At 63.0% G+C, this 13,653-nt stretch carries 10 protein-coding genes, 1 tRNA gene and 1 pseudogene; 6 read left to right on the forward strand and 6 right to left on the reverse strand.

Annotated features, from left to right (window positions below; genetic code table 11):
* Positions 1–91: 91 nt before the first annotated feature.
* Positions 92–1,129, forward strand: a complete 1,038-nt coding sequence (locus AC1A0G_RS02605; protein WP_476527269.1) for a helix-turn-helix transcriptional regulator — start codon at positions 92–94, stop codon at positions 1,127–1,129.
* 288 nt (positions 1,130–1,417) lie between these two features.
* Here the strand turns inward: AC1A0G_RS02605 and AC1A0G_RS02610 are convergent, their stop codons facing one another.
* Together AC1A0G_RS02610 and AC1A0G_RS02615 are read right to left on the reverse strand one after the other, a co-directional pair.
* Entirely contained in the window at positions 1,418–1,837 is a 420-nt protein-coding gene (locus AC1A0G_RS02610) for a MarR family transcriptional regulator (RefSeq protein ID WP_476527271.1), read from the reverse strand.
* Positions 1,838–1,840: 3 nt separating this feature from the next.
* Positions 1,841–2,869: an RNA-binding domain-containing protein gene (locus AC1A0G_RS02615; RefSeq protein ID WP_476527272.1), complete on the reverse strand. Its 1,029-nt coding sequence runs from the start codon at positions 2,867–2,869 to the stop codon at positions 1,841–1,843.
* Positions 2,870–3,237: 368 nt separating this feature from the next.
* Between AC1A0G_RS02615 and AC1A0G_RS02620 the strand changes: the two genes are divergently transcribed.
* A tRNA-Lys gene (locus AC1A0G_RS02620) sits at positions 3,238–3,310 on the forward strand.
* A gap of 65 nt (positions 3,311–3,375) precedes the next feature.
* On the opposite strand, the gene msrA is transcribed toward AC1A0G_RS02620, so the two are convergent.
* Positions 3,376–4,323 (reverse strand): peptide-methionine (S)-S-oxide reductase MsrA, encoded by a 948-nt coding sequence (msrA, locus tag AC1A0G_RS02625; RefSeq protein WP_476527273.1) that lies wholly within the window; start codon positions 4,321–4,323, stop codon positions 3,376–3,378.
* A 280-nt stretch (positions 4,324–4,603) separates the two neighbouring features.
* On the opposite strand from msrA, the gene AC1A0G_RS02630 reads away from it, so the two are divergent.
* From AC1A0G_RS02630 to nrdF, 4 genes and pseudogenes are all read left to right on the forward strand, one after another.
* Positions 4,604–4,903 carry a glutaredoxin family protein gene (locus AC1A0G_RS02630; RefSeq protein ID WP_476527275.1) on the forward strand — a complete coding sequence of 100 codons (300 nt, stop codon included), beginning with the start codon at positions 4,604–4,606 and terminating at the stop codon, positions 4,901–4,903.
* A 90-nt stretch (positions 4,904–4,993) separates the two neighbouring features.
* Positions 4,994–5,458 (forward strand): annotated as a pseudogene (gene nrdI, locus AC1A0G_RS02635) (class Ib ribonucleoside-diphosphate reductase assembly flavoprotein NrdI); the annotation flags it as partial.
* Positions 5,459–5,906: 448 nt separating this feature from the next.
* Complete coding sequence (gene nrdE, locus AC1A0G_RS02640) at positions 5,907–8,048, forward strand: class 1b ribonucleoside-diphosphate reductase subunit alpha (protein ID WP_476527276.1); 2,142 nt, start codon at positions 5,907–5,909, stop codon at positions 8,046–8,048.
* A gap of 444 nt (positions 8,049–8,492) precedes the next feature.
* Entirely contained in the window at positions 8,493–9,485 is a 993-nt protein-coding gene (gene nrdF / locus AC1A0G_RS02645; protein ID WP_476527277.1) for a class 1b ribonucleoside-diphosphate reductase subunit beta, read from the forward strand.
* Positions 9,486–9,812: 327 nt separating this feature from the next.
* Here the strand turns inward: nrdF and AC1A0G_RS02650 are convergent, their stop codons facing one another.
* The 3 genes from AC1A0G_RS02650 to AC1A0G_RS02660 all read right to left on the reverse strand — a co-directional run bounded on the left by AC1A0G_RS02650 (position 9,813) and on the right by AC1A0G_RS02660 (position 13,640).
* Positions 9,813–10,499 carry a hypothetical protein gene (locus AC1A0G_RS02650; RefSeq protein WP_476527279.1) on the reverse strand — a complete coding sequence of 229 codons (687 nt, stop codon included), beginning with the start codon at positions 10,497–10,499 and terminating at the stop codon, positions 9,813–9,815.
* A gap of 325 nt (positions 10,500–10,824) precedes the next feature.
* A complete protein-coding gene (locus tag AC1A0G_RS02655) occupies positions 10,825–11,583 on the reverse strand; it encodes a hypothetical protein (protein WP_476527280.1) in 759 nt (252 codons plus the stop codon).
* A 101-nt stretch (positions 11,584–11,684) separates the two neighbouring features.
* Positions 11,685–13,640 carry an ABC transporter ATP-binding protein gene (locus tag AC1A0G_RS02660; RefSeq protein WP_476527282.1) on the reverse strand — a complete coding sequence of 652 codons (1,956 nt, stop codon included), beginning with the start codon at positions 13,638–13,640 and terminating at the stop codon, positions 11,685–11,687.
* Between the last annotated feature and the right edge of the window lie 13 nt (positions 13,641–13,653).

The raw sequence follows: 13,653 nt of genomic DNA on the forward strand, positions 1-13,653 counted from the left end.
AAGATGGTGGCGGGCGGCGGCGCGGTCTGTCATAGTGGAGTCATCGTCCGGACAAGACATGACGACACCACTGGAAGAGGGGAAAAATACGATGACGTTTCGCACCAATCTGCAGACGTTGCGCGCACGGCGCAACATGACGCAGGAGCAGCTCGCCATGCTGCTCGGCGTCTCACGGCAGGCGATCTCGAAATGGGAATCCGAGAAGGCGTACCCGGAAATGGACAAGCTGCTGGCGATCTGCGACCTGTTCGGCTGCACGCTCGACGACCTCGTACTCGGGGATGTGAACCGGCCGGCAAACGGCACCGCACCCGACCCGACGACGGAACCGTCAGGCGAGCAGAATCATCCCGATACGGAACCGGCCGAACCGGCGATCGGGCCGGCCGACGCCGGCACGCCACCCCTGCCGCAGGATCTGACCGGATACGACGAGCATCGCCGCCGCTTCGCACTGCTGATCGCGTCCGGCATCGCGGCGGTCATCGCTGCGGTCGGCGTCGCGAACCTGTTCGACTCCGACAACTCGATCATCGGTCCTTCCCCGCTCAACGACTTCCTGATGTTCACCTGCATCGGCATAGGCGTGGTCGTCGGACTGGCATTACTGCTGGGCGGCGGCATGATGCGCGTCGCGTTCATGAGACGGCACCCGTACGTCCAGGACTTCTACACACAGGACGACCGCAGCCGTGAGGCCCGCATACTGGTGGCCGGCATCACGGGCGGCATCGCGGCGATCCTGATCGGCGTTATGCTCGTGGTGTACATGGACGAGGTGCGGGGCGTCGACGCCGGCTGGCCAAACGCCGTCATGCTGACGCTCAACGCGGTCGGCGTGTTCCTGTTCATTTACTGCGGCATGCGGTATCTGCAGTTGGACCTCGACGCCTACAACCGTGCGTCCGAGGAGGACCGCAAGGAACGCGCCGGATTGCAGACCGCTTCCTCCAAGCTCGCCGCGACGGCATGCGGCGTCATCATGCTCGTCGCCACGATCGTCGCGCTGTGTCTGCTGATGTTCGCGCCCGACGTGCCGTTCTGGCTGCCGTGGGAGATCGGCGGACTGCTATGCGGCATCGCCGTCCTCGTCATCCAACTGTTCAAAGGACGCTTCGACCAGTAGCCAGCCCCGCTTCGTCGCATCTGCGAAGAAGCCGAACGGTCCAAGACAAACCACATCCCACTTAAGTATGGCTGGATAATATTGCCGTTCGTCTGACCACGCATACGCTTCAGCAGATGACAGCAAGATCTTTCACAACAATGTGGATTTCAGTCAGAAACGGAAATGTTCTTGGAATTGAAATCCTCGACAATGGCCAAAATCAGTGCACAGAAGCCGCTGCCTACACTGGTCTTATAGTACTCCGACATATACATGTCGGAGTATGTCGGAGTATGTCGGAGTATGTCAGTCTCGACTGTAGTACTGTTTGGGATCACGTAGCCCGGACCCGTGCCAGTGCAGCAATTCCTGCTGGGCGAGCTGTTTCAATGTCCTTGCCGCCGTACGCGGATTTACACCGATCTTTTCGGCCAAGCGTTTGGTGGTCACTTTCCCCTCGACCGCGACGATGGCCAAGGCTTCGCGTTCGGTGTTGGTCAGTCCGGTGGCGGGCACTTCGGTCTGGTTGACGACGGACGGGGCCGTGTCGTTTCGCTCGTTGAGGTAGGGCACGCGTTGCCGGATGTTGTTGCGCAGGACGAGTTTGACCATGAAGTTGTTGGGCTCGCTGTATTCGGGGTCAGGTAGGCCGAGTTCGGCCATTTCCTCGTACATGCGGTGCACGCCCTCGTTGAGCTCACGCACCAGCTCGAACGCGGTGAGCACATGTCAGATCTTTGGGTTGCGCGCGTACCGGGTGGTGCGCATGTTCTCCACCGTCACCCGGTTCGGTAACGCTCCCGGACTGGTGATCTCCAGACGGTCGTCATAGATCATGACGCGCGTGTGCTCGCCGCGGATCGAATAGTCACGGTGCGCGACCGCGTTCACCAAACCCTCGAACCACGCGAACCGCGGATACTCCGGCACCGTGCGGAACCGGCCGTCGTCGCCGAGCACCTGGAACTCGCGCAGCAGCGAGCCGATCAGCTGGCTGGCCCGCTCCACGACCTCGGGCAGCGGACCGTCGAACTCCACGTCCTTGACGATGTTCAGGCTGCGGCCGGTATGCAGTTCGGTCCCGTCGACCTTGACGACGCGCACGCGCGCCGACGGCAGGAACGCGGCCGGATACTGCGAGAACAGGAGCACGCCGGCGTTCGTCAGATGCCCATCCGTGAGAAATCCGCGGCTGCGCAGCACCCGCTCGTCGGGGATATCCGTCGCGCCGATGGCCTGCTTGTACCGGTCGAACACGTCATGGTCGATATCGTCGACGCCCGACCGGTCTTCCGGCTCGTCCTCGAACCAACGCTGCCCCTTGTCGTACTCCAACGCGAGCACCTGCTCACGGTCCAACAACACGCTGCGGTCGTCCTCGCGCAGATACACGTCTCCGTTCGACCGTTTCGCGACCACATGGTTCGACGACGGCGACACGTCCAATACGAGGATCAGATCGTCCTCGCCGGACGAGTTCACGCAGGGAACTCGCCGGGCGGCCACCTGCGGGGTGGGCGCGCACTGCGTGATCGGCAGCTGCTCGAACGATTCGACCAGTTTCGCGTTCGCGCGCTTGAAGCCGGTGATCTCGCCGTCGTCCTCGATACCGATGACCAACTGTCCGCCCGAAGCGTTCGCGAACGCGATCAGATGCCTCGCCACGTCCTCGGGCCTGATGCGCGCGCTCTTGCGATCGAAATACTGGTTCTCGCGCATACGAGCGAACGCTGCCACCTCACTGGTTTTCGACTCCATGCGCATCTCCCCGCCCATCCGCGTTGACATTGCTAAAGGCAAGCCTACCCGCAGCGGCACGACCTCAGCAAACACCGACTGAGATCATATAGATCAGGGGACACGCAGCACAACCCTGCGGGATCAGAGAACCCACAACCCACGACTTAAAAGGATTGGATTCCGGTCATTCGATAGGGGCTTTCTTATGTTGTGAGACCAGCATATAACGCCCGGAACCGACGGAACGGCGGACTTCCGCCGCGTGGCCCACATATATTCGCGGCCGGAACGCCATTGACGCAGCCAAGGAAACCACGGCCGCCGCGAAGACGAACCGCCACGCCGATTTGGGATTGTCTGACGGAAGTGTGTATCTTAGTGCTGTTGCCCCTCTAGCTCAACGGTTAGAGCAGCGTCCTTTTAAGTCGTGGGTTGTGGGTTCGAATCCCACGGGGGGCACGGCACAGGGCTTGGAATCACATCGGTTCCAAGCCCTTTCGCATTCCACAACTCCGCTCACCCATTCACTCGCCGTCGACGGCGGGCAGCCAGTCGGCGTAGCCCTCTTCGGCCATGCGCGAACGCGGGACGAACCTCAGCGCGGCGGAGTTCATGCAGTAACGCAGGCCGCCGCGATCGGCCGGGCCATCGGTGAACACGTGGCCGAGGTGCAGTTGCGTGTCTGCGGTGCGCACCTCGATGCGGTCGCGGCCGGGGATGCGATGGTCCTCGTGCTCGGTCAGCGAGTCCGCGTCGATCGGCTTGCTGAACGCGGGCCAACCGCAGCCGGAGTCGAACTTGTCGCGCGACGAGAACAGCGGCTTGCCGCTGACGATGTCCACGTAGATGCCCGGCTCGAATTCGTGATCATATTCGTTCACAAACGGTCGTTCGGTCGCGGCGAGCTGCGTGACCGCGAACTGTTCGAGGGTCAGGTCCCAGATTTTCTCGACGTACCGCTGCCGGTTGCGTACGTTTGCGATCGCGGCGATCGGAATGTGGCAGTATCCGCCGGGATTGTTGATCAGATAGTCCTGATGACGGTCCTCGGCCGGATAGAAGTTGCGCAGCGGCTCGACGAGCACGGCCGGACGCTGCGGCTGGCGGTCGACGAGCTGTTCCAGCGCGGCGATATATACGGCTTTCTGTACATCGTCCGTATAGAACATGCCGGTGCGGTACTGGCGGCCGCGGTCCTCGCCCTGCTGATCGACGGAGAACGGATCGATGACTTCGAGGAACAGTAGTGACAACGTGCGCAGGGTGACGCGATCCGGATCGAAGACGACCTTCACCGTCTCGGCGGCATCCGTCTGGCCTGAGCACACCTGCTCATACGTGGGAGATTCCGTTCGAGATTGAGCATAACCGACCGTCGTATCGGTCACGCCGTCCACGTTCTGGAAGTACCGTTCCAGTCCCCAGAAACATCCGCCTGCAAAATATGCCGTCTGCGTATTGCTCTCGCTCATGCGGCTTACGTTACCCCATGCCCTATCGCGCCGCACGGCCTCGCCACGAGTGTGATCAATCTGACATTTTGTGTCCTCTGCAGGAACCGGTCGACAATCCAACCGCGACACGCCTACTGCCGACGCGATTCCAAACACTACATCTAGTGCAATCACTCGCAACACGCCACAAGAACTAGTGGTCACCCGGGAAAAGGTAGTTGTACTATGGGTCAACTGTCACCGACCGCGTAACGAACCACAGGGTACACGGGACTCATCGATACGAATGGAGGCAACCATGACCGTCACCGTCTTCACCAAGCCGCGCTGCCCGCAGTGCGATGCCACCAAGCGCCAGTTCACCAAGCTCGGCATCCCGTTCGAGACCATCGATGTGTCCGAAAGCCCGGAGACCCTCGAGCAGCTGCAGCGCGCCGGATTCAAGCAGGCCCCGGTCGTCATCGCGCCGGACCACTCCTGGACCGGCTACCGTCCGGACCTGATCCGCGAACTGGCGAAGTCGCTCGCCGCCAAGTCCGTGGCCGAGCACGACGTCATCTCGACGCCGGCCGACGATCAGCGCGTGCTGGCCGCGTGACCGGCCACTGTACAAACGTCATCCGTCGGTCCCGATGATCGCGAATCGCGCGCCGATACCGCACGATCATCGCCTCTCCATCAACTGCATATGAGCAATGCAACACCATCATCCAACGATCAGTCTCAGTCCGGCACACCCCATGCCGGAGCGGTCGTCTACTTCTCCTCCGCATCCGAGAACACCACTCGGTTCGTCGAGAGCTGCCGGTTCGACGAGCTGGACATCGCGACCTACCGTATCCCGCTGCGTCCCGGAGACGCGCCGCTCGCCGTGCGCGAGCCGTACGTGCTGATCGTGCCGACCTACGGCGGAGGCGTCGTCTCCAAAGCCGTGCCGCCGCAGGTCAAACGCTTCCTCAACGACCCGGACAACCGCGCATGGATCCGCGGCGTGATCGCCTCCGGCAACACCAACTTCGGCGAGGCGTACGGGGCGGCCGGACGCATCGTCTCCGCGAAATGCAAGATACCGCTGCTGTTCACGTTCGAACTCATGGGCACCCCCGATGACGTGCGCAAAACGCGCGACGGGCTCGCCCGGTTCTTCGCGGACGCCGGTGCCGTACAGCCCGCCACCGCCCAAGTTGGCGCCATCCAGCCCGGCACCGCCTCCGACATCGCTCGGATTGACACCGCCCAGCCGGCCACCGCGCAACCCGCCTCCATCGCGTGATATTTCTGCTAGCACCAACGTGATCACCGCACCAACATCACGCAAAACGGTCCGTCGGCGTGATGTTTAGGATAGTACGGTCCAGCTACTAGCCGAAATATCACACCAACAGACCGAACAAGACCAACAGACCAATCAAGACCAACAGACCGAACAAGACCGATCAAGACCGATCAGCGTGATGTTTGGGCTAGTATCAACCGGCTACTCTCATAAATGTCACGCAAACACACTGCCTAGCGTGATGTTTTGGATAGTATCGACCGGCAAGCCGCACCAACATCACGCAAAACAGTCCCCATAACCCACCCCAACCGAAAGATCATCTATGAGCACCTACGATCCGTCCACCGACTACCACGCGCTCAACGCGATGCTCAACCTGTACGACGAGCACCACCGCATCCAGTTCGGCAAGGACAAGGAAGCCGAACGCGCGTACGTCGCCAGCGAGATCGAGCCGAACACCAAGCACTTCGACTCCACGGCCGAGCGCCTCGCCTACCTGATCGACAACCAGTACTACGAGGCCCGCGTCTTCGAGCAGTACTCCCCCGAGTTCCTCGACGCGTTCTACGCGCGCGCGGCCGCCAGCGGCTACGAGTTCGAAACGTTCCTCGGCGCGTTCAAGTTCTTCCGCTCCTACGCGCTCAAGTCGTTCGACGGCAAGCAGTACCTCGAGGACTTCCCGCAGCGCTGCGCGGCGGTCGCGCTCGATCTGGCCGCCGGCGACGAGAACGCGGCGAACGCATACCTCGACGAGATGATCGCCGGCCGCTTCCAGCCGGCCACGCCCACGTTCCTCAACCTCGGCAAGGCGCAGCGCGGCGAGCCGGTCAGCTGCTTCCTCGTGCGCATCGAAGACAACATGGAGTCGATCTCGCGCGGCATCAACGCGGCCCTGCAGCTGTCCAAGCGCGGCGGCGGCGTGGCCCTGCTGCTGAGCAACCTGCGCGAGCTGGGCGCCCCGATCAAGCACATCGAAAACCAGTCGAGCGGCGTCGTGCCGGTCATGAAACTGCTCGAGGACTCGTTCTCGTACGCGAACCAGCTCGGCGCGCGCCAGGGCGCGGGCGCGGTCTACCTGAGCGCGCACCACCCCGACATCATGCGCTTCCTCGACACCAAGCGCGAGAACGCGGACGAGAAGATCCGCATCAAGTCGCTCGCGCTCGGCGTGGTCGTGCCGGACATCACGTTCGAACTGGCCAAACGCAAGGAGCAGATGGCGCTGTTCAGCCCGTACGACGTCGAGCGCGTGTACGGCAAGCCGTTCGCCGACGTGCCGATCAGCGAAAACTACGAGAAGATGGTCGCGGACGATCGCATCAAGAAGACCTACATCGACGCGCGCAAGTTCTTCACCACGCTCGCCGAGCTGCAGTTCGAGTCCGGCTACCCGTACATCGTGTTCGAGGACACGGTCAACCGCGCCAACCCGATCGACGGCCGCGTGACCATGTCGAACCTGTGCTCCGAAATCCTGCAGGTGCAGGAGCCGAGCGCGTTCAACGAGGACCTGAGCTACGCGCACGTCGGCCGCGACATCTCATGCAACCTCGGCTCGCTCAACATCGCCAAGGCGATGGACGGCGGCCTTGCGGGCACGGTCGAAACGGCGATCCGCGCGCTCACGTCGGTCGCCGAGCAGACCAGCATCAACGCGGTGCCGTCGATCCGCCGCGCCAACGAGGAAGGCCACGCGATCGGCCTCGGCCAGATGAACCTGCACGGCTTCCTCGCCCGCGAAGGCATCCAGTACGGCTCCGACGAGGCGCTCGACTTCACCGACATGTACTTCATGACTGTCGCCTACCACGCCTACCGCGCGTCGCACGACCTCGCGGTGAGCCGCGGCCGCGCGTTCGTCGGCTTCGAGCGCTCCGCGTACGCGAAGCCGGCCGGCCAGGGCAACTACTTCGACAAGTACACGGACGGCCGCCGCTCGCTGGAGCCGCGCACCGACCGCGTGCGCGACCTGTTCGCAAAGTACGGCGTCGCGATCCCGACCGTCGCCGACTGGTCCGCGCTGCGCGACGAGATCCTGCGCGACGGACTGTACAACCAGAACCTGCAGGCCGTGCCGCCGACCGGATCGATCTCGTACATCAACCACAGCACGTCGTCGATCCACCCGATCGTCTCCAAGATCGAGATCCGCAAGGAAGGCAAGATCGGCCGCATGTACTACCCCGCGCCGTACATGACGAACGAGAATCTCGAATATTTCAAGGACGCGTACGAGATCGGCTGGAAGGCGATCGTCGACACGTATGCGGAGGCGACGCAGCACGTCGACCAGGGACTCTCGCTCACGCTGTTCTTCCCTGACACGGCCACCACGCGCGACGTGAACAAGGCGCAGATCTACGCGTGGCGCAAGGGCATCAAGACCCTGTACTACATCCGCATCCGTCAGCAGGCCCTCGAAGGAACCGAGGTCCAGGGCTGCGTCTCCTGCATGCTGTAATCGCTCATTTTTGAGCGGTGACTCTGCCGCGTTACTGAGCTACGCTTTATTCTGATGGCTGGTAGCTCTGCCGCGGTGGGGTGCGGTATGTATTGCTCGACACGCTCCGGGCCGCTCGGCCAAGTCTTACGGTCGCGCAACACACACCCGCACCCCACCGCTCCGTAAACGAGCGGAAAAAATGCAGAGAAACATCGAAGAAACCTCTATCGTGCCAAAGGCCGCAGTCATGGATTCGCACGACGTAACATAACAGCGCAAACGAAGCGTCGGGAGCCGGCATATGTTGATCGACCGTAAGACTTGGCCGAGCGGCCCGGAGCGTGTCGAGCAACATATGCCGGCTCCCGACGCGTCCCCCGCACCCAGCCGTTCAGTTCAGCGGTCAATCACAGACATCATCAAACAATCAAACAATCAGACAACCAAAAAGGACACCGTACTATGGCACCGATTTCCGTTCCGCGCAAGCCGCTCAAGCTCATCGACCGCGTCAGCGCGATCAACTGGAACAAGCTCGAGGACGAGAAGGACCTCGAGGTCTGGGACCGTCTCACCGGCAACTTCTGGCTGCCCGAAAAGGTCCCCGTCTCCAACGACATCCCCAGCTGGCAGTCGATGAGCGAAGAGGAACACACGCTCACCATGCGCGTGTTCACCGGCCTGACGCTGCTCGACACGATCCAGGGCACAGTCGGCGCGGTTTCGCTCATTCCGGACGCGCTCACCCCGCACGAGGAGGCCGTGTACACGAACATCGCGTTCATGGAGTCCGTGCACGCGAAGTCGTATTCGAGCATCTTCTCGACGCTGTGCTCGAGCGAACAGATCGACGCGGCGTTCGCGTGGAGCGAGGAGAACGAGTACCTGCAGAAGAAGGCGCAGATCGTGCTCGACTACTACGAGGGCGACAGCCCGCTCAAGCGCAAGGTCGCCTCGACGCTGCTCGAATCGTTCCTGTTCTACTCGGGCTTCTACCTGCCGATGTACTTCTCGAGCCACGCGAAGCTCACGAACACGGCCGACGTGATCCGCCTGATCATCCGCGACGAGGCCGTGCACGGGTATTACATCGGTTACAAGTACCAGCGCGGGCTGGAGCTGGTGGGCGACGCGAAGCGCGAGGAGCTGCGCGAGTACACGTACGATCTGCTCAACGAGCTGTACGACAACGAGGTGGAGTACACCGAGTCGTTGTACGACGGCGTGGGCCTGACGGAGGATGTGGAGAAGTTCCTGCGCTACAACGGCAACAAGGCACTCATGAACCTCGGCTATCCGGCGCTGTTCCCGGCGGAGATCTGCGATGTGAATCCGGCGATCATCGCGTCGCTGTCGCCGAACGCGGACGAGAACCACGACTTCTTCTCCGGTTCCGGCTCGTCGTATGTGATGGGCAAGGCCGAGGAGACGGACGACGAGGATTGGGACTTCTGACCGTGTGAGGGTTTTGGGACCTTGCTGAAGCCTTTTCGCGAACCTTGAGGCAGTTTTCCCTTGCCGTAGAGGTCTTTCTGCGAACTGTGAGGCAGCCACCGGCGGTGATCCGGCGCTGTATCCCCGATATGGGTCGGATACTGGCCGGTATTCGTCGAAGGCTGCCTCAGAGTTTGCGAAATGACCTCTGCAGCGAGGGAAAACTGCCTCAAAGTTTACATAAAGCCCGAGTGCGGGCATCTTGGCGAACGACGTGGCAGAGCGGTAACGGGAGACGACGCGGTGAATTAATCGCGGGCGACTTGTGCCGATATTGGCTCACGCGGTTCAGCGCACGATGAGCACGCTGTTGCGCCGGTCGTAGGTGCAATGTTCGTCGAGCGGGACGCCGTCAAGGTCGTCGGTGGCGTATTGCCGCGCGCAGGCAAGCCGCGTGCCCGGGTCGACGGCGTCGCGGCCAAGGAACCGCAGCCGGCCGCCGCTCACCTGCATGATGGTCCAGCATACGTCGGCCTCGCCGCCGACCAGTTCCAACACCTTGAACACCCGAGTGAGGCCGGCGGGAAACACGATCATCGACACCTGAAAATCAGGTTCCTCCAGTTCAAGATCGCTGTTGTCGTGCGGCTTGCGCACTAGGCGGAATGGAAAGTCCTCGCCCGTGGGCACGCCGACCGCGCCGCGCGGCAGGATCGCCGTCGCAGCCCGCCACGTCGCGTATGTTACGGCCGCCAACACTGCAACGCCGATGCCGACTGCCGTATATTCCCAAACCACCATGCTGTCGGGGAACAGCGGTTTGCCGGCGGCCCTTCGAGTCGCCCACACATAGAAGGCGCACGCCGCGCCGACCGTCATCACCACAAACAACGGTCCGAACGTCCGCCACAACCGACGTCGAATCAGCCGCCGCACCGGTTGACGGCTCCCCTGCCATTCTTCGGTCGCGGTTACGGCCACTGTGTCCGATTCCTGCTGCTCCCGTGGTCTCTGATGCACGACGGCGTTTCCCATGCTTTTACTATAGGCGCGAATCGTGCACGATCCGTCGGACGCGTCAAGCGCAGGGCATGAACCGTTAGCGTCGATTCGCGCATCATGCCCGGTTTGTTGATCGAGAGGCTGATTCGGCCGGCTGCCGAGGTCGGTTTGACGATCGAGAGGCTGATGTCACGAGAGAATCCGTCTCAACGCCCCGGATTCACCCCCCGTATTGACCTATATTGACCGACCGCGGCGCAAAACCCGCCTCTCAATCGTCAAACCGACTCGCGTAACGTCCGTGTTCAGCCTCTCGATCATCAAACCGCTCCCGGTCACGCTCCGCGCGCGGAAATACTCATGCCGACTCGGGCAGCTGCTTCCACGCCGGCAGGTGGTGCAACGCGCGGACGATGTTGCACCGGGCGAGCAGGTCGCCTTCGGCCGCGCACATGGTGGGATACCACATGCGATGGCGCAGCCTAGCGACCGCACCCTTATCCGGACCGCGCAGCAGTGCCTCCTCGCTGCTGCCGTACTGGAAATGCAGGTGGCTGAGCAGCCCGCCGTTCGCGAGCGCGGCGCGTTCCGGCATCGGGTCCATCGCGATGAGCACGCGGAACGGACTGCCGGCCGGTGCGGAGTCGGCGTGGAACACGTAGCATGGCTTGCCTTCGAGACCACGATCGATCATGTGGTCGAACTGGTACGCGTAGCGGCCGATCACCGTAGATTCGTCGCTGCGCCATTCGAGCGCGAACCCGTTGCCCGCGTTGTCGCCGAATTCCAACGGTTCGATGTGCCAGCCGGCGATCGGCACGTGCCGGTTTTCGCGGCAGGTGGTGCGGCATGCCCAGCGCCAGAACCGGCGGATGCTGCCTCCGAAGAACGGCAGCATGAGCGAGAACGCGGATCGCCGGCCGCGCATTGCCGCTTCTGATTCCGCCCATGCGCGTTCGATGGCGGGGTCGTGGCTGTCGATGAGCTGCTCGAAGCTGATCCAGTCACCGATCCATTCGGTCGGGTCGAACGGCGGTCGGGGTTCAGGTCCGGAACCAGTCGCCGCGGCAGCCGGATTGGATTCCGGCGTGGGTTGTGCCGCACGGCCAGTTGCCATATGCGTCACCGTGGGGCCGGCAGGAACGTTAACCGTGGGTCGTGCCGCATGGTTCATTGCGGGGGCCGTTGTAGGCTCCGTCATACATCCTCCTTGTTCGGTCAAGCCGCGTCGTTGTCCAAATCGATGATCCGGTCGCACCACAGCGCAGCGAGCTCCTCGTCGTGCGTGACGACGAGCACGGCCTTGCCTTGGGCGCCCAATCCCCGCAGCAGCGCGCCGACCTGCATCATGTGCGCGCGGTCGAGTCCGCTGGTCGGTTCGTCGAGCACGATGAGTTCCTTGCCGCACATGATCGCCGACGCGATCGCCAACCGTTGCTTCTGGCCGCCCGACAGGCTCATCGGATGACGGTCCGCGTACGGCAGCAGATCCAGCGATTCCAGCACCCGGTCGGCTTGTTCGCCGAACGTTGCAGCAGGATGGGACGACGTCGGGGATGCGGTCGCGTTCGACTGGCTGGTGTGCCGGTCGGCCGGCTGATTGGCCGGCAGGCCGACCGGCTGACGAATCACATCGTCCGCGTCGCCGAGGCCGAGCAGCAGTTCCTCGCGCGCGCTGTCGGCGAAGAGCTGGTAGTTGACGTCCTGCATGACGAGGAACCCGGTGCGGGTGAGCGCGGCCGCCCGTGCCGGGGCGCCGTGCAGCAGCACCCGTCCGGCGAGCGGTTTCTGCAAGCCGCACAGCGTGCGTACGAGCGTGCTTTTGCCGGCTCCGTTGCGGCCCATCAGTCCGACAATCTCGCCGCCGCGCAACGCCAGATCCGCGATATTGCGGCGGAACGCACGTCGATAGCCGACGACGAGGTCGCGCGTGGCGATGATGGGAACGTTGCCGATGGCAGACGACTGACGTTCCGTTTGCGGCGTGGAAGGATTGGCCAGCACGGACGCAGCAGACGGATGCCGTCTTGCCGAATCGATGACCGGACCGACCTGCGATGCGACCGGCATATCGGCCGGCGTTGCGGTCTCCGCGTTGACCGCAACGTTGACCGACGGCTGCGATGTTTCCCGCCCCGAAGACAGTCTGTCGTTGCGTTCGCGAGCCGGCCGCGGACGCTCGTCCGACGTTTTCACGGCCGTATCGGCACCGTCCGGCGCACCGCCGGCCACACCGGCTTTCGCCCGCAACGCCTCGCGGTACGGCGTGAGGTCGAGCGCGCGCAAGCCCCATGATTCGAGCCGTTCCGCCGGGAGCGCCTCGAACTCGGCGGCCGTGTATTCGCCCGCGATCGAGCCGTGCTCGAACCGCACATACCGGTCGACAAGATCAGCGCACCACGCAAGCCTATGCTCGGCGATCACGACCGTCACGTCGTCGCGTTTGAGCGCGGCGACCATGTCGTGCAGGTCGCGCATCGCGTCCGTGTCGAGGTTGCTGGTCGGCTCGTCCATCACGATGATCCGCGGGTGCAGCATGGTCGCCGCGGCGACCGCGAGCCGCTGTTTCTCGCCGCCGGACAGCTTGAAGACGCTGCGGCCGAGCAGATGCTCGATGCCGAACCGGTGCGCGACCTCGGCGACGCGCGCACGGATCTCGGCGGACGGCATGCCAACGTTCTCGCATGGGAACGCAAGTTCGCTGGTCGTGTCGGCGTTGAAATACTGCGTTTTCGGATTCTGGAAGACGCTGCCGACGAGCGGCACGAGCGTTTCGATCGACACGGGAGCGGTAACGTTTGCAGCGTGTGCGCTGTCCGTCGCGTCACCGGCGCCGCCCAGCCCGCAGATGGTCTGCGTTCCGGTCAACGGACCGTGGAAGAAGTTCGGGATGAGACCGTTGACGAGCCGCGTGACGGTGGTTTTGCCGCAGCCGGACTGCCCGCACAGCATGACGGTTTCGCCGGGACGGATGGCGAGATCGATGTGGGAGAGGGCGGGAGCCGTCGCGTCGACCCGCGAAGAGATTTCAACGGCCGGATTGGCAGCCGCAGCACCGGTGTCGTCGTGCGCGTATTGGAACGACGTGTCGGAGATTACGATGATGGGAGCGGACGGTGAGGATGCGGCGTGGGCTAGGATTGCTCCGTTCGCTTCGCTCGGTCGAAATAACATGGCAGGAGCTTCG

Source organism: Bifidobacterium sp. LH_230 (assembly GCF_056357555.1).

Bases quoted from the DNA above. Each gene is read 5' to 3' on its own strand.
- AC1A0G_RS02660 (WP_476527282.1), bottom strand. From the start codon at position 13,640: ATGTTATTTCGACCGAGCGAAGCGAACGGAGCAATCCTAGCCCACGCC.
- AC1A0G_RS02630 (WP_476527275.1), top strand. From the start codon at position 4,604: ATGACCGTCACCGTCTTCACCAAGCCGCGCTGCCCGCAGTGCGATGCC.
- AC1A0G_RS02615 (WP_476527272.1), bottom strand. From the start codon at position 2,869: ATGGAGTCGAAAACCAGTGAGGTGGCAGCGTTCGCTCGTATGCGCGAG.
- nrdE (WP_476527276.1), top strand. From the start codon at position 5,907: ATGAGCACCTACGATCCGTCCACCGACTACCACGCGCTCAACGCGATG.
- AC1A0G_RS02655 (WP_476527280.1), bottom strand. From the start codon at position 11,583: ATGGCAACTGGCCGTGCGGCACAACCCACGCCGGAATCCAATCCGGCT.
- AC1A0G_RS02650 (WP_476527279.1), bottom strand. From the start codon at position 10,499: ATGGGAAACGCCGTCGTGCATCAGAGACCACGGGAGCAGCAGGAATCG.
- msrA (WP_476527273.1), bottom strand. From the start codon at position 4,323: ATGAGCGAGAGCAATACGCAGACGGCATATTTTGCAGGCGGATGTTTC.
- nrdF (WP_476527277.1), top strand. From the start codon at position 8,493: ATGGCACCGATTTCCGTTCCGCGCAAGCCGCTCAAGCTCATCGACCGC.
- AC1A0G_RS02605 (WP_476527269.1), top strand. From the start codon at position 92: ATGACGTTTCGCACCAATCTGCAGACGTTGCGCGCACGGCGCAACATG.